At 58.8% G+C, this 15,113-nt stretch carries 18 protein-coding genes; 8 read left to right on the top strand and 10 right to left on the bottom strand.

Annotation, left to right across the window (positions count from 1 at the left end; translation table 11 throughout):
- Position 1: 1 nt before the first annotated feature.
- Positions 2-1,189 (top strand): multidrug effflux MFS transporter, encoded by a 1,188-nt coding sequence (locus QYQ93_RS22755; RefSeq protein WP_338475525.1) that lies wholly within the window; start codon positions 2-4, stop codon positions 1,187-1,189.
- Positions 1,190-1,277: 88 nt separating this feature from the next.
- On the opposite strand, the gene QYQ93_RS22750 is transcribed toward QYQ93_RS22755, so the two are convergent.
- Positions 1,278-1,655: a hypothetical protein gene (locus QYQ93_RS22750; RefSeq protein ID WP_043051226.1), complete on the bottom strand. Its 378-nt coding sequence runs from the start codon at positions 1,653-1,655 to the stop codon at positions 1,278-1,280.
- A 199-nt stretch (positions 1,656-1,854) separates the two neighbouring features.
- Here QYQ93_RS22750 and QYQ93_RS22745 point away from each other — a divergent pair, with 199 nt between their 5' ends.
- The 3 genes from QYQ93_RS22745 to def all read left to right on the top strand — a co-directional run bounded on the left by QYQ93_RS22745 (position 1,855) and on the right by def (position 3,715).
- Positions 1,855-2,040, top strand: coding sequence for a CsbD family protein (locus QYQ93_RS22745; RefSeq protein WP_043051227.1), 186 nt, complete (start codon positions 1,855-1,857; stop codon positions 2,038-2,040).
- A gap of 179 nt (positions 2,041-2,219) precedes the next feature.
- Positions 2,220-3,179: a YihY/virulence factor BrkB family protein gene (locus QYQ93_RS22740; protein WP_043051228.1), complete on the top strand. Its 960-nt coding sequence runs from the start codon at positions 2,220-2,222 to the stop codon at positions 3,177-3,179.
- On the top strand, positions 3,176-3,715 hold the full coding sequence (gene def, locus QYQ93_RS22735; protein ID WP_043051229.1) for a peptide deformylase: 540 nt from the start codon (positions 3,176-3,178) through the stop codon (positions 3,713-3,715). The genes QYQ93_RS22740 and def overlap by 4 nt, the downstream gene beginning before the upstream one ends.
- A gap of 69 nt (positions 3,716-3,784) precedes the next feature.
- Here the strand turns inward: def and QYQ93_RS22730 are convergent, their stop codons facing one another.
- Positions 3,785-4,198 (bottom strand): GNAT family N-acetyltransferase, encoded by a 414-nt coding sequence (locus tag QYQ93_RS22730; RefSeq protein ID WP_338475524.1) that lies wholly within the window; start codon positions 4,196-4,198, stop codon positions 3,785-3,787.
- Positions 4,199-4,708: 510 nt separating this feature from the next.
- On the opposite strand from QYQ93_RS22730, the gene QYQ93_RS22725 reads away from it, so the two are divergent.
- Positions 4,709-5,218, top strand: a complete 510-nt coding sequence (locus QYQ93_RS22725) for a sigma-70 family RNA polymerase sigma factor (protein WP_043051231.1) — start codon at positions 4,709-4,711, stop codon at positions 5,216-5,218.
- Between the two features lie 61 nt (positions 5,219-5,279).
- Positions 5,280-6,221 carry an aliphatic sulfonate ABC transporter substrate-binding protein gene (locus QYQ93_RS22720; RefSeq protein ID WP_338475523.1) on the top strand — a complete coding sequence of 314 codons (942 nt, stop codon included), beginning with the start codon at positions 5,280-5,282 and terminating at the stop codon, positions 6,219-6,221.
- Positions 6,222-6,261: 40 nt separating this feature from the next.
- Here the strand turns inward: QYQ93_RS22720 and QYQ93_RS22715 are convergent, their stop codons facing one another.
- From QYQ93_RS22715 to QYQ93_RS22680, 8 genes are all read right to left on the bottom strand, one after another.
- Positions 6,262-6,759 carry a hypothetical protein gene (locus tag QYQ93_RS22715; protein WP_043051233.1) on the bottom strand — a complete coding sequence of 166 codons (498 nt, stop codon included), beginning with the start codon at positions 6,757-6,759 and terminating at the stop codon, positions 6,262-6,264.
- Positions 6,760-6,896: 137 nt separating this feature from the next.
- The gene (locus QYQ93_RS22710) at positions 6,897-7,319 is read right to left on the bottom strand and encodes a hypothetical protein (protein WP_043051234.1); all 423 of its coding nucleotides are present in this window, start codon (positions 7,317-7,319) and stop codon (positions 6,897-6,899) included.
- 143 nt (positions 7,320-7,462) lie between these two features.
- The gene (locus QYQ93_RS22705) at positions 7,463-8,878 is read right to left on the bottom strand and encodes an MFS transporter (protein WP_338475522.1); all 1,416 of its coding nucleotides are present in this window, start codon (positions 8,876-8,878) and stop codon (positions 7,463-7,465) included.
- A gap of 129 nt (positions 8,879-9,007) precedes the next feature.
- Positions 9,008-9,430, bottom strand: a complete 423-nt coding sequence (locus tag QYQ93_RS22700) for a hypothetical protein (RefSeq protein WP_043051236.1) — start codon at positions 9,428-9,430, stop codon at positions 9,008-9,010.
- A 203-nt stretch (positions 9,431-9,633) separates the two neighbouring features.
- Positions 9,634-10,371: an NAD-dependent epimerase/dehydratase family protein gene (locus QYQ93_RS22695; protein ID WP_043051237.1), complete on the bottom strand. Its 738-nt coding sequence runs from the start codon at positions 10,369-10,371 to the stop codon at positions 9,634-9,636.
- Between the two features lie 16 nt (positions 10,372-10,387).
- The gene (locus QYQ93_RS22690) at positions 10,388-11,020 is read right to left on the bottom strand and encodes a glutathione S-transferase family protein (protein WP_043051238.1); all 633 of its coding nucleotides are present in this window, start codon (positions 11,018-11,020) and stop codon (positions 10,388-10,390) included.
- A gap of 169 nt (positions 11,021-11,189) precedes the next feature.
- Positions 11,190-11,429 carry a DUF6124 family protein gene (locus tag QYQ93_RS22685; protein ID WP_043051280.1) on the bottom strand — a complete coding sequence of 80 codons (240 nt, stop codon included), beginning with the start codon at positions 11,427-11,429 and terminating at the stop codon, positions 11,190-11,192.
- Between the two features lie 448 nt (positions 11,430-11,877).
- Positions 11,878-12,909: a LacI family DNA-binding transcriptional regulator gene (locus QYQ93_RS22680; protein ID WP_161796526.1), complete on the bottom strand. Its 1,032-nt coding sequence runs from the start codon at positions 12,907-12,909 to the stop codon at positions 11,878-11,880.
- Positions 12,910-13,122: 213 nt separating this feature from the next.
- Between QYQ93_RS22680 and QYQ93_RS22675 the strand changes: the two genes are divergently transcribed.
- A complete protein-coding gene (locus tag QYQ93_RS22675) occupies positions 13,123-13,656 on the top strand; it encodes a gluconokinase (RefSeq protein ID WP_043051282.1) in 534 nt (177 codons plus the stop codon).
- A gap of 84 nt (positions 13,657-13,740) precedes the next feature.
- Positions 13,741-15,093: a GntP family permease gene (locus QYQ93_RS22670; RefSeq protein WP_032902782.1), complete on the top strand. Its 1,353-nt coding sequence runs from the start codon at positions 13,741-13,743 to the stop codon at positions 15,091-15,093.
- The last annotated feature ends 20 nt before the right edge of the window (positions 15,094-15,113 follow it).

Here is a 15,113-nt window from a genome sequence, read left to right as displayed (position 1 = left end):
TGTGAATTCAAAAATGGTCATCACCAACTCCTGCCTGATCCTGGTATTGGGATTGTTTTCAATCGACCTGTACAACCCAGCCTTGCCCGAAATCGCACGGGTATTTTCGGTGACGGACGCACAGTCCCAAAGCCTGGTGGTTTTCTATCTTGCAGGCTTTGCACTGTCGCAACTGGTGTATGGGCCGATCTCCGATAGAAAGGGGCGGGTGCCGGTAATTATGGTGTCCCTGGCCCTTGGCGCCTTGGGCAATTACTTGACGTCGACGGCAGACAGTATCCAGGCGCTCTATCTATTTCGTTTGTTGACCGGCATCGGTGCTGGCGGTTGCCCCGTGATAAGTCGGGCAATCTTGAGTGATACGTTCAAGGACAAAACCGAACTGTCCAAGTCATTGACGGTTTTTTCCATGGCGTCCCAGGTTTCGCCAGCGATTGCGCCCGTGCTGGGTGGCTTTATTACTGCCGCGCTACCTTGGCAATACAACTTCTACGCGCTGGCCTTGATCACGCTCCTGGGGGCGGTGTTTATCAAAGCCACATTGGTTGAAACGGCTCCACTGCAAGGTGTGCCTGCCAAGCGGCTCGAGGGCTTCAAGGTACTGTTGCGGGACTTCAACTTCATGGTCTACAGCCTGGTTTCTGCGGTGCTGTTTGCGATCACCATCGGCTACTTCACCGCCAGTCCGTTTATTTATCAGTTGCAGTTTCATCTGGAGAGCCAGGAAAACGGTCTGCTATTCGTTGGCTACTCTGCAGGGATTGTGCTGGGCTCCTACCTGACCAAGCGCTTTTTGAATAGCTACTCGCCCGAGCGGATCCTGATGACTTCGCTGGTTGCGCTGACGGTGTTGGCAGCGCTTGCGCCGCTGGTTCTGCAGGCATTCAACCTGGTTACGGCTCCGGCGATAGTGGCGTACGGCTTTTTGGTCGCCCTTGGCTGTGGGCTGTCTTCACCGCTGCTGTTGGGGATCAGTTTGCATGGTCAGGCCAAACACGCCGGTACCGGCAGTGCACTGCAAGGCGCTATCAAGATGGCCGGCGCTGCACTGGCGCTGTACTTTTTCTCTGAGGGGCATACCAGCACGGCGATGGGGCTGATGCTGGGGATTTTGGTCATGGCGTTGTTCTGCCTGTTCGCCATCGCCCTGGCGCAGCGCATTGCCAGCAGGTCTGTGGCAACCGCCTGAAAAGGCGCGAGGCAGGCCCGCTTAATCAGGTCGGCCAAGGTGCGAGAGCGCAATGCTCTCGCCCACGGCCCTTTGCCTGCTTGGTGGATTACAGCGCGAACTGCGCGAAGCTCAGACCCGCACCCGACGGGCGCACATCCTTAAGGAACGAGTCCTTGTCCGCGCTCAGTTCCAGGGTGATTTCCGGCTTGCGCTTGCCCGCATTACGCACTACCAGCCCTTCGAGTTTCTCGCGCAGGAACGCAGTCGGCACCTTCAAGTGCAGTAACTGGTCGGTCTCGGCGTTGTGCATCAACAGGTGGATCCACTCGTACTGGCCCACGGCAATCCGCGCCACTGGCAGGTCGAACCACCAGATGTTGCGTTTGCGGTCCAGGTCGGTGAAGTGGCAGTTGTTGACGCCGAGTACGGCACCGCCCAGTTCCTGGTTTCTGCGGGCAATGGCCTGTGCTTTATTGAGTTTCATAACCTTCCTACGGGATCTGTTATTCAGCCGTGTAGCCTGAATGTGCCGGGCATTCTCGTGGGTTGGGGACAAAACATAAAGCCAAACCTGCAAAGGGCGATGAAATGGCTGCGCAAAATAATTGAAACTCTGCCGAACGGCCCTGGGTCAATCTTCTGGTAGTGACCAAAAACCATTGATTGTTATCAGGAGTAATACCATGGGCAGCACTTCCGATAAGGTAAAAGGCATGGCTAACGAGGCGGTCGGTAACGTCAAGCAAGGCGTCGGCAAGGCCACCGATAACGACAAGCTGCGTGCTGAAGGCGTGGTCCAAGAGAAAAAAGGCGAAGCGCAGCAAGCAGTGGGCAAGACCAAGGACGCGGTGAAAAAAGCCACTGAATAAGGCGTAGTGCTGGTTCTACCCGGCATTATGGCGGCCATCCACGGATGGCCGTTTTTATGTGAGCGGTTGCAACTAAACTTTGGAAATTGTTTCAAAGTCGCCAAATGGGCTACTTTGATGTAGAAAACGGACCCTGAGTCGCCCACGAACTCAACCTCTTTGCGGCGAAAGGAGACGCTATGATTTTTCCGGTACTCGAAGGTCTCAAGCTGCACAAGGTGCTGGTACGCACCGTCAAGGAATTCGTCGATGACGAGATGCCTACCTATGCCTCGGCACTGGCCTACCAGATGCTGTTCTCACTGTTTCCCTTTCTGCTGTTCCTCATTGCCCTGATCGGTTTCCTCCACCTGCCGGACTTCTTCACCTGGCTGCGCCTGCAATCGGAGCTGGTGTTGCCACCCCAGGCGCTGGAACAGGTCAACCCGGTGATCGACCAGTTGCAGCAGTCCAAGGGCGGCCTGCTTTCGGTGGGTATCGTCATCGCGCTGTGGACCGCTTCGGCCGGTGTACGCCTGATGATGAGCGCAATGAACGCCGCCTACGACGTGGTCGAAGGCCGACCGATCTGGAAGCGCTTTCCGCTGTCGATTTTCTACACCGTAGGCATCGCCGGCATGTTGTTGGCCGCTGCGGCGCTGATGGTGCTTGGCCCACAGGTCATGGAATGGCTCGCGGGGCAGATTGGCATGCAGGAATTCGTCGTCACCCTGTGGACTATCCTGCGCTGGCCGCTGATCGTCATCCTGCTGATGTTTGCCGTAGCCCTCATGTACTACGTTATGCCTGACGTGGAGCAGAAGTTTCGCTTTATCACCCCAGGTTCGGTATTGGCCGTGGTGGTGTGGATCGTGGCTTCCCTTGGCTTTGGCTATTACGTCAAGACCTTCGCCGACTACAACGCCATGTATGGCAGTATCGGCGCCATCATTGTCCTGCTCCTGTATTTCTATATTTCCGCCGCCGTGTTGCTACTGGGCGCGGAGATGAACGCCGTGATCGAACACATGTCGGCCGAAGGCAAGGAACCCGGTGAAAAGGAATTCGACGAACCCGGTCACGCCAGTGAAAAACAACACGTCTCGGGCCTCGGCCGGGACCACTCCAAACCCACCCCCGATGAAGTGCCAGAGCAATGATCCGTGAAATCCTGAAAATGGGCGACGAACGCCTGCTGCGTATCGCCTCGCCGGTGCCGCCGGAAATGTTCGACAGCCCGGAGCTGTGGCAACTGATCGACGACATGTTCCAGACCATGGAACATGTGGGTGGCGTTGGCCTGGCCGCGCCGCAGATTGGCGTCGACCTGCAGTTGGTGATCTTTGGTTTCGAAGCCAGCGAACGCTACCCGGACGCTCCCCCGGTGGCGCAGACCATCCTGATAAACCCGCTGATTACCCCATTGAGCCCGGTGCTGGAGGAAGGCTACGAGGGCTGTTTGTCGGTGCCCGGTTTACGTGGGGCGGTGAACCGTTACCAGCAGATCCGCTACGAAGGTTTCGATCCCAAAGGCGAACCGATTGTACGATTTGCCGATGGCTTCCACGCGCGAGTGGTACAGCATGAGTGCGATCATTTGATCGGCCGGTTGTACCCATCACGGATCACCGATTTCAGCAAGTTCGGGTTTATCGAAGTGATGTTCCCGGAAATGGCCCCAACAGCTGACGAATAAACACCAGGCCTAATGAGATTCCATTGTGGGAGGGGGCTTGCCCCCTCCCACATTTTTGCCCGGCATCATTCAGATGATTGAGAACCCCATGGCAATCATCGGCTTGTTGCGCTTGTAGCGCACCAACCGCTCACTGAGAGACTGTGGCAGCACGGTGTCCTGTGAAAAACCCATACGCTGATAAAACCCCTCCAAGTCCGGATGGCACAGCAGCCACACCGCACCCTCCACCTCGGCCACAGCCTGTTGAATCAAGCGCGCCGCCAACCCCTGGCCGCGATAGGCCGGGTCGACAAATACGCCCGTCAGCCATTGCCCACCCACCACCGGGCTCAAGCACAAACCGGCGACGATCTCGCTGTCGCGTGCCACCCACAAGCGTCCACCCTTGAGGGCCTTCATCGAGGAATTGTGGCTGCGGTAAAACTTGTTCAACAGTGGCCACAGGGGCTCTGCCAGCGGTTCGATGTGCATTTCAGGCATGGTCTTTGGGCCAGCAATGTCAGGGGGCGGGGATTATAAGCGCCTTCTGCCGGGCAATAGGTGGTATACCCAGTGCTACATCCCCTTTCAGTTGAGCATGCATCATGGCCAAAGGTATGGATTCAAAGAAAGCCGCGAAGAAAAAACCGGCAAAGACCGCCGATGAAAAACGCGCGGACAAGAAAGCCAAGAAATCCGAGACGGGCCTTTTCGGTCACTGAGTTACAAGCTTAGAGCCAAAGAATCTGCAAGATTTGCGCTCCTCGCTGCACAGAGCAGGAAACACCTGCTCTGAGCTGCCGATGGCCAACTACCTAGACCTGACCCACCGCCGGGAAATCCAGGCCCTGACTGCAAGTTTCACCGTGAAGAGCGAATGGCCGACCTGGCTGTTGTCAATAAAGCTATATAAAAATGAATTTTAAATATTATTAAAGAATAAGCGGCCTTGTTAGGATCGCTCCACCGGAACACCGGACATAACGCGCAACCTACTCGACAGGAGCCACTATGTCCGGCGCCGACACCTCTCACCGCGACTACGTGGGCGCACTGTTCGGCAGCCATTACGCCTGGCTGTGCAGCCGCTTGTATCGTCAACTCGATTCCCGTGCACACGCCGAAGACATCGCCGCCGACACCTTTGCCCAGCTTCTGAGCGCACTCGACGTCGCCCCGATCCGTCAGCCTCGCGCCTTGCTCACCACCATTGCTCAACGCCTGTTGTATCAGCTGTGGCGGCGACGTGACCTGGAGCCCGCCTATCTCGATGTCCTGGATAACGATGAAGCCTTTAGCGTTCCGTCCCCCGAAAACCTGGCCCAGACGTGCGAGGCGCTGCAAGCCGTCGACCAGTGGCTCGACGGGCTGCCGGCCAAGGTCAGGGCGACGTTCCTGTTGTCCCGACTCAATGGCCTGACGTACCCCGCGATCGCCGCCGAACTGGGAGTTTCCCGGCGCTCGGTCAGTGATTACATGGCCCGCGCCCTTAATGGCCGCCTGCGGTTGCGCCTGGAATGACGCCACGCCTGACTCACTGCACACGGCCAACCCACTCACGATCACGACAATGAGGCAACCCATGAAAAAACTCAAAAACCTGCTAGGTGGTTTACTGCTGGCGCTCACCGTCCTGGCCCAGCCTGCGCTCGCCGCCGAACCTTCCACCCTGCGAATCGGTTACCAGAAAAGTTCGGTGAGCATGGTGCTCGCCCGCGAGCACAAGCTCTTCGAAGCCGCGCTGCCCGGCACCCAGGTGCAATGGACCGAATTCCTCGGCGGCCCGCCGTTGATCGAGGCACTCAATGCGGGCAGCCTGGATATCGGCAATATCGGCGATATTCCGCCGATCTTTGCCCAGGCGGCTGGCATCGACTTGCAGTACTTTGCCGTCGAGCCCAACGAGGGCAAGACCGAAGCGGTGCTGGTCCCCAAGGCCAGCGCTGTGCAGAACGTCGCCGAGCTCAAGGGCAAGCGCGTGGCGTTGCTCAAGGGGTCCAGCGCACACAACCTGTTCCTCAAGAGCCTGCTGCGTGCCGGCTTGCAATGGAAGGACGTGAACGTGGTGTACCTGTCGCCTTCCGACGGCCGTGCTGCCTTCGAACAGGGCAAGGTAGATGCCTGGGTGGTTTGGGACCCGTACTACTCGGCCGCAGTGGTCGATGGTTCTGCCCGCGTCCTGGGTGATGGCCAGGGTCTTAACCCGGCTGGCAGTTTCTTTGTGGTCAATGGCCCGTTCGCCCAGCAACATCCCCAGGCCATTGCCACCATTATCCAGACCCTCGGCAAGGCGCAGCGACTATCACTCGACCAACCCGATGAAAGCATCGTACTGATGGCCGGCACCCTTGGCCTGCCACCGGCGGTGGTCAAAAGCTACTTCGAGCACCGCTCGCCTGCGCCGATCCGCCCGTTGCAGGCGATCGACATCGCCAACCAGCAGCGCACGGCCGACCTGTTTTTTGCCAACGGCCTGATCCCGAAAAAAGTCGATGTGCAGCAAGTTGTCTTAAAGCCTCAATAGCGCCTACAGGTCGACATCAGTTCATGGATTCCCTGCGCGACTAGATCGCAGCCAGGGTCTCTTTCACCGTCTGCGCCTGTGGGTCAGCGGTCTTTGCTGCTACCTGCTGTTGTTGCTGCTGCTGGAGCCGCTCGGACACTTCCTTGGCAAAGGCATTTTGCTCTTCCACCGGCAGGGCGTTCAGTTCTTCCAGTGTCAGGCCCCGTTCTTTGAGCAGTTGGTCGCGGATGCGCTCGGCTGGGGTCTTGGTCATGTAGTCGGTGAACTCACTGCGTGCTGAACCGGCGACGCTGGTGGCCGGCACATCACTGTTCGGCGCAGAGGCTTGCAGCTGCACACGGGTCTTGGCAAACGCTTCGTCAATGCGATCGCTGGCCTTGTCCAGTTCCTTCTGCGCAACTGGCACTGTGATGTTCTGCTGCGCAGTCTGAAGGGCGCCGCTGTACAACGCGCTGGCGGCGGCATTGGCGGGGTCCATGTCGGGTCGCTTGATCTGTTGGACAGTCGACACGGCTTGGGTGTTGTTGTTAATCAGCATGATCGGTCACCTGTGCAAATGGTCGGTGCCACAGCTAGAGCAAAAACTGTGCCCGACGATGAAACACAGTAGCCGCGGGCAGGCAGGTGCTTCAGGCGGCAAGCAATGACCGCGTAGAGACCAATCGTTGCCGCTGACTAGCTGTTTTGTACGGTGCGAATATCAAACGAGCCATTGAACGAATGGTCCGTGCCTTCGACATCAGCAGTGATGTCGAAAGTGCCGGCTGCAGAGCCTGTACTCGCGTCATAGCTGCGCAAGTCGAGCATGCCGCTCTTTGCACGGTAGGAGGTGCGATGGCCGAAGACTGTTTCTCGGAAATAGCTGACGTTAACGTCCCTTGGCCAAGGTTGAGGCACGGTGATCGGACCTGGGGGCTGATCCTTGGGAAAGTCGATTTGAATGCCAATAAAGTCGCCACCCTGGCTGGGCTGGCGTCCATCCAGGGTTATCCAGCGTCCGGTACTGGATTCGCGATATACGACGTTGCTGGTATCTATTTCACCTTCGAACCCTTTGGATTTAAGCCATCCTGCCGATGCGTGTTCGCTCTGTTCCATGTTTACTCCGGGTTACCTTCCAACGGCGACCCACCACGGGAGCGCCTGGTCATCAGTAGAGCGGCAATGAGGCGGTGCGATCTACTGTCAACGTTGACAGTAAAGTCACGCCGCTGACGGGCGGTATCGAGGGTTGACGGTGGTCAGTGGGCGATATTTTCCAGCGCCAGGTTACGCGTACGCGGCCCGAACCAACTGATGGTGATCATCACGATCAACATGCTGCTGGCGATAAACGCCAACACCCCCGGCGTGCCCAGGTGCTCGAGGATAAAACCGATCAACAAACTGCTGAACACCGTGGACAGGCGGCTGAACGAATAGCAGAACCCTACTGCCCGGGCGCGGATATTGGTGGGGAACAATTCGCTTTGGTACGAGTGATAGCTGAAGCTCAGCCAGGCATTGCAAAAGGTGATCATCACTCCGCAGAACACCAGTCCCAATGCGCTGGTTTGCAGGGCGAACAGGCTGCCGAAAATCACCGCGCCCATGGCGGAACCGACGATCTGCCATTTGTTTTCAAAGCGGTTGGCCACCTTCACAAACAGCAACGGCCCCAGTGGGTAGGCGAGGGTGATGATAAAGGCGTACATCAAGCTGTGGGTCACGCTCACGCCCTGGCCCGACAACAGCGCCGGCAACCAATTGCCAAAGCCGAAAAAACCGATGGCCTGGAACACATGGAACACGATCAGCATCAAGGCGCGGCGTCGGTACGGCGGTTGCCAGATATCGGCAAAACGGCCGCTGCCCTGAACGCTGACGGCTTCGGGTTGCGGCTCGTCCAAGGGTTTGCCGTGATCTTTCAGGCAGCGTGCTTCGAGTTTGTCCATGATCGCCCCGGCTTCTTCGAAACGGCCCTTCTGTGCCAGCCAGCGTGGCGATTCCGGCAAGCGCTTGCGCAATTGCCAGATAAACAGCGCAAATACCGCACTGCTCAACACCACCCAGCGCCAGCCGGCGACGCCGAACGGCGCCTGGGGCACCAGCCACCACGACATCAAGGCTACGGCTGGCACCGACAGAAACTGAATGAAAAACGCAAAGGCAAACGCCGAACTGCGCATGCGCTTGGGCACCAGTTCCGAGAGGTAGGCATCGATGGTCACCAGTTCGATGCCCAGGCCGATACCCACCACAAAGCGCATGCAGATGATGCCCAGGGCGGAGGTTTGTATGCCCATCAGCACCGTGGCGACGGTGTACCAGACCAACGCAAAGGTGAAGATCGCCCGGCGCCCGAAACGGTCGGCGATGGGGCTGAGCAGGCTGGCACCCAGGAACAGGCCGAGAAAGGTCGCCGAGGCAAATGCGGCCTGGTCTGAGAAGCCGAACACGCCCTGGCTGCCGGTATGGAAAATTCCGTCGCTGATCAGCCCGGGGCTGATATAGGCGGTCTGGAACAGGTCATAGAGCTCGAAAAAACCACCGATGGACAGCAGCGCCACCAGGCGCCAGATGGTGGCCACCGCGGGCAGGCGGTCGATGCGTGCGCTGATGTGCGCGGCGCGGAGCGGGTCGAGGCCGTCTGTGGGTGAGGCAGTGAGTGTGGGCATAGGATGGATTCCAGGGGCAGTGACCTGGAATCTTAGCTGGCTAACGGAAGTCGTGGCTTGTGAAATGACTTGTCGACGGCCGCAGGTTCGCGCAGGCCGCGTAAACCTGTCAGCCCACGACAAGGTCAATCAGCTGTGCTTGAAATCCTCAACTTTAAAAGCGCCGTTTGAGAAGCTCATTTCCTGCCGACGGTGACCCGTCTTTGTCGCTTTGAAGTGCAAGGATGCATTCAGAACCTGGCCTTGCAGTTGCAGTACGGTGAATTCTCCGCTGGTTGCAAAGTAGGTTCCCTGCTCGCCGGGCCGCGTATCGTCGAATTCAAGCCTGACCTTGTGAGTGTCGCTTCCCGGTGCACCAATCTCATAAGTCTGGCCTGGCTGGATATCTTGGTCGATGCTTACTTTCAACAGTGCGAAGCCGGACATGATCCCGACCGTCGAATTAAAGCCCGACTCTCCATTCAAATGGGCAACAAAGCTTGTTTCGAAGGGTACTGCCCAGCTGGCTATCAGCCCCGAGATTTTATCGTTTTCACCAAGTACCTTACCCATGGTCATCTCTCCATCTTCAGGGAATGAGCAATGCGTCGGCATTGCGTGTGCTTATGGTGTGGGGAAGGTAGGGGTAGGTCTACTGTCAGGTTTCACAGTTCGCGGCTCTTTTCTGACAGGCGGGTGTGGTGGACGCTTGCGCCACTTAGCTATGCGGCGTTGACCCGTGGCGGTTCGGTGATGGCGATGTGGTACTCGCCCTATCAGTAGATATCAGGCATGTCGAACGTGGTGAATGCGTCATCCAACGGTTGGTAGCCCAGCACACGTGTGGTCTCGCTCAGGTCCAGACGCTTGAAGCGATTATTGGATATGCCATGGGCGATCAAATGCTTCACGCCCTCAACCTCGACCGAACGCTGCAGCAACTGCACGGCATCCCGCGGGCTGAGCCACGCGCTGAGGTCGCGGGCGTTGTTCAGGTCGTGGGTTTCGGGGAATTCAAAAGCGCCGATGCGCAGGGCGATGGTCGACAGTGGTGTCTTGGCCGCGTAGTAGCCACACAACGCCTCGCCATAGCATTTGCTCACGCCATACATATTGGCGGGCATCACCTGCATGCCGGGGGTGATCTGCCGGTCCACCGGATAGCCTTCGATGGTTTGTGCGCTGCTGGCGAACACCAGGCGCTGCACGCCGGCAGCCACGGCGGCTTCGAAGAGGTAGGTGGTGGCGAGGATGTTGTTGGGCAGCAATTCGTCGAACGAGGCACTGGCGTGGGGGATGCCCGACAAGTGCACGATCACGTCGATGCCTTCGAGCAGGGTCGCCAGGCTGGATTTATCGCTGAGGTCGGCGTGTACGAAGCGGTGTCCACCCAGGTCGAAATCCGGCGCGATGCGGTCGGTGAGGGTGAAGCGGTAGCGGTCTTGCGAGGCTTGGAAAAATGTCTTGCCGATTCTGCCGCAGGCGCCGGTGAGTAGTACGTTGAGTCCGTTCACGTGGTGATCCCTGTGCTTAGTTGTGGCCGTCGAGGGCGAAGGTCTTGAAACCGGCGTGCTGGCTGAGTCGCTGATAGTAGGCGGCAATGGCGGGGTAGGGTGGGCGCTGCATGGGCGTTGCCTGCCAGCGATGTACCGAGAGGCCGATCAGGATATCGGCGAGGGTGAATTCCTCGCCGGCGACATAGGCACCCGTCTTGGTCAGCTGCTGTTCGAGAATGCCCATCTTGTCGTTCCAGAGCTGCACCGCGGTGGCGATTTGTGCAGCGTCGAGGCCGTCCGGGTTGTTGCGTACCAGGGCGGTGAAGGCGTCGCCCCAGGCACGGTTGAGTTCGACCGCTTGCCAGTCGATCCATTGCTCGACGCGGGCCCGTGGCGCCGGTTCGACAGGCAGCAGGTCGTGGCGTTGGTAAAGGCCGACGAGGTAGCGGCAGATGGTATTGGATTCCCATAGCACGCCGTGGTCGTCGATCAAGACGGGGATTTGAGCGTTGGGGTTCAGGGCGAGGAACTCGGTGGACTGCGTGGGCTTGAAGCCGATGCCCCAGTCCTCGCGCACATAGTCGATGCCCAGTTCCTGGCAGGTCCACAGCACTTTGCGCACGTTGATGGAGGAGGTGCGGCCCAAGATTTTCAGTGAATGTCCCATGGTGCTTCCCTGGCGATGGAGAGTGGTCAATCTAGCAGGGGTAAAGTGGGCACGGTTAAAAAAATGTGGGAGGGGGCTTGCTCCCGATAGCGGTGGGTCAGTCAACTTACAGGTAGCTGACCCACCGCAATCGGGAGCAAGCCCCCCCACATTGGGGCCGAGTAAGGTCTCAGCAGCACGGGGTGTGCTGGTCCATGGCTTTGCCGACCAGCAATACGCTCAGCTCGCTCAATTGATGAATGGCCAGGGCTACATCGCGGTGCTTGCCGGTGAGGTCATCGGACAGGTCAAGCAGCAAGGTGCTGACGGAGCACACGGTTTCGTAGCTGTTGATCAGCAGATTTTCGGTGGAGACATCGGGGATGAGGGTGAAGAGAGTGGTTGGCGGGGTTTCAATTTCTTTGATCATTTTGAGCATCCTGAAGTGGGCCGCCGCCGTATCGCTACTAAACGAGGGTGGCTGCTGTACGCAGGTTAGTAGACCGGTGGACACTCAAAGCCGGCGCACCCGAAAGTGCCCTACGCACAGCCGCCATTAACACAGGCAGACTTATGCACTTGAGAGTGACCAATCTCAGGCTACTAAACCCGGTCACCGAGAAATTCAGCGACCGGCAAACCTTAGAGACCGCCACCCAGGCACACAAGCCGGCGGATTCTGACGCACGCGTAGGCAATGGAGCAAGGCGCTTACCGCAATGTCAGCCACTTCCTACAGGCGTCCTACACTTGTCTGATCGTTCCCACGCTCCCGCGTGGGAATGCCGCCTGGGACGCTCCGCGTCCCGCCATGCAGTGAAGTTGTGACGCGGAGCGTCACTGGATGCATTCCCACGCAGAGCGTGGGAACGAGCGGGTCAGGTGCTCTCCCGCACCTGCAACTCAAACCCCATATCCACCACCGGTTTGGCGATCTTGTTGCCCGCCATGATGGTCAACAAATGCTCCGCCGCCCTGCGGCCAATGGCTTCCCGTGGCGTGCTGATACTGCTCAGGCGCGGCACCATGAATGACGATGCAGGCAAGTCGTTGAAGCCCAGCACCGCCACCCGCTCCGGCACCTTGATGCCATGGCGCAGGGCTTCGAGCAGGGCGCCCTGGGCCAGGTCGTCGTTGCCAAAGAAGATTGCATCCACATCCGGATGGGCGGCCAGCAGCTGCAAAAACAGCTCGCCACCCAGGCCAACGGAAGACGGGCGCGGCGTCAGCAATTCCAGCGCCGGGTCGTACATGCCCGCCTGTTGCAGCGCCCGGCGAAAACCTTCACCGCGCAGCAAGGTGCGTTGGTCCAGTTGCGCGCCGATATAAGCCAGGCGCTTACGCCCCCGTGACAGCAAATGCGCCGCCGCCGTCTCGCCTGCGGCCAACTGTGAGAAACCCACGCAATTCACCCCGGCATTGGGGTCCAGATCCATCATGTACACACACGGCACATTGCTGGCCTCGACCATTCGTCGCGCGCTTTCGGTGCGGTCGAACCCGGTCAGCAGCAACCCCCGTGGCTGGTAGGCCATGTAGTTGCGCAGCAGGTTTTCTTCTTCATCACGGGAGTAATGGGAATTGCCAATCAACACTTCAAAGCCCTTGGGCCGCAGTACCTGATGGATCGCTTCCAGGGTTTCGATAAACAGCAGGTTGGACAAGGACGGCACCAGCACCACCACCGAATGGCTCTGTGCAGATGCCAAGGCGCGGGCAGCGGGGTTGACCACGTAGCTGAGTTCGGCGGCGGCCTGCTGGACTTTTTCCACCAGTTCGGTGGCGACGGTGCTGATACCGCGCAGGGCGCGGGAGGCGGTGATCGGGCTGACCCCGGCCAGGCGTGCAACTTCGTTGAGGGTAGGGCGGCCCGTCGTGCGGGTATTTTTATCGTTCTTGGAGGTCATCAGGCTGCTTGCCAAACAAAAATCGAGGCACTAAGGTAGCGCTGTCTCCAAAGGGCTGCAAATTATTGAACCTAGGGTTGCCTGATCCGGTTCGAATGATTGGAGCAGATGCACGCGTCACTCCATAAAAATGACAAGTCGGCGCGGGAAAAGCCTGTCTTTTGCACTAGCCTTATAGCGTGCAAAGGTAGCGCTATCTGCGTCCTGAGGTGTTTCATGAGTCAACCTGTTACTGCCCTGGTCATCATGGGTGTTTCCGGCTGTGGCAAGTCCAGCGTCAGCGAAGCCCTGTGCCGCCTGAACGGCGCCACCGCCATTGAAGGCGACAGCTTTCACCCCGCCGCGAACATCGAAAAGATGAGCGCCGGCCACCCCCTCAACGACGACGACCGCGCCGGCTGGCTCGACATCCTGTGCGATGAATTGCGCCGCTCGTTGAAAGCCGGCGAGCATCCGGTACTCACCTGTTCAGCGCTGAAAAAGAAATACCGCGACCACCTGCGTGAAGCCGCGCCGGGCCTGGGCTTTGTATTTCTGGAGCTGACCCGTGAAGTCGCCGCTGACCGTGTGTCCCACCGCCCCGGCCATTTCATGCCGGCCAGCCTGATCGACAGCCAGTTCGCCACCCTCGAATCGCCCAAGGGCGAACCACTGACCCTGGCCCTCAACGCCAGCGAAGACAGCGTTGAGGAGCTGGCCGAGCAGACCAATGCCTGGTGGCTCAAGCACGGTTTTGAACCAACTCATTAATTTTTTGCCGGAAAAGATAGCGCTATCCCCGGCAGGAAATTCAACACCCGCTTTAATAACAACAACAAACAGGAGAGACCCCCCATGTTTGGCATGTCCCACGAGTCTTACCTGCTGCTAGATGCAGTGGTCACTATCATCGGGTTGATCGTTCTGATCACCAAATTCAAGGTGCACCCGTTCATTGCACTGATCATCGCGGCCGGCTTCCTGGGCCTGACCTCGGGCATGCCCGTGGACAAGATCATCAAGGCATTCCAGGACGGTTTCGGCGGAGTGCTCGGCTTTGTCGGCATTATCCTCGCGCTGGGCACGATGCTCGGCAAAATGATGGCCGAGTCCGGCGGCGCCGACCAGATCGCCCAGACCCTGATCCGCGCCTTCGGCAAAGAGAAAGTCCAGTGGGCCATGATGTTCGCCGCGTTCCTGGTGGGCATCCCGCTGTTCTTCGAGATCGGCTTTGTGTTGCTGATCCCGCTGGTGTTTATCGTGGCGCGGCGTACCGGTGTGTCGCTGATCAAGATCGGTATCCCGCTGCTCGCCGGCCTTTCGGCGGTGCACGGCCTGGTGCCACCGCACCCGGGGCCGCTGCTGGCCATTGGCGTGTTTGGCGCGGACATCGGCAAGACCATCCTGTACGGCCTGATCGTTGCGCTGCCGACGGCCATTATCGCCGGCCCGATCTTCGGCACTTTTATCGCCAAGTACATCCCGGGCAACCCGTCCCAGGAGCTGGTCGATCAATTGGCTCGCGAGCCTGAAAACAAAGATCTGCCGAGCTTCAGCATCACCCTGGTCACCGTGCTGCTGCCGGTATTCCTGATGCTGCTGAAAACCTTCGCCGACATCGCTTTTGCCGAAGGCAACGTGGTGCGTAACTGGATGGACATGATCGGCCACCCGATCACCGCGCTGTTGCTGGCCTTGTTGCTGTCGTTGTACACCTTCGGCCATCGCCAGGGCATCCATTCCAAGCAGATCCTCAAGCTGCTCGACGCCAGCCTTGCGCCGACCGCCGCGATCATCCTTATCATCGGTGCCGGTGGTGGCTTCAAGCAGATGCTGGTGACCAGCGGCGTGGGTGACGTGATCGGCCATATGGCGGTGAACGCGCAGATCAACCCGATCCTGCTGGCATGGCTGGTGGCGGCGGTAATTCGGATTGCCACAGGTTCAGCGACTGTCGCGACCATTACCGGCGCGGGCATTGTGGTGCCGGTGGTGGGGATGATTCCGGGGGTTAACCGCGAGTTGCTGGTGCTGGCGACGGGGGCGGGGTCGTTGATCCTGTCGCACGTCAACGATGCCGGGTTCTGGCTGGTCAAGCAGTACTTCAACATGACCGTTGCCGAGACGTTCAAGACCTGGACGGCGATGGAGACCATTCTGTCGATCGTGGCGCTGATCTTCATCATGTTGCTGTCGTTGGTGGTGTAAGCCACACCGCAAGACAAATG

Source organism: Pseudomonas khavaziana, from assembly GCF_036704165.1.
Lineage (GTDB): Bacteria > Pseudomonadota > Gammaproteobacteria > Pseudomonadales > Pseudomonadaceae > Aquipseudomonas > Aquipseudomonas khavaziana.
Note: the sequence above shows the minus strand (reverse complement) of the source record. Positions and strands in the feature narration are given on the sequence as shown.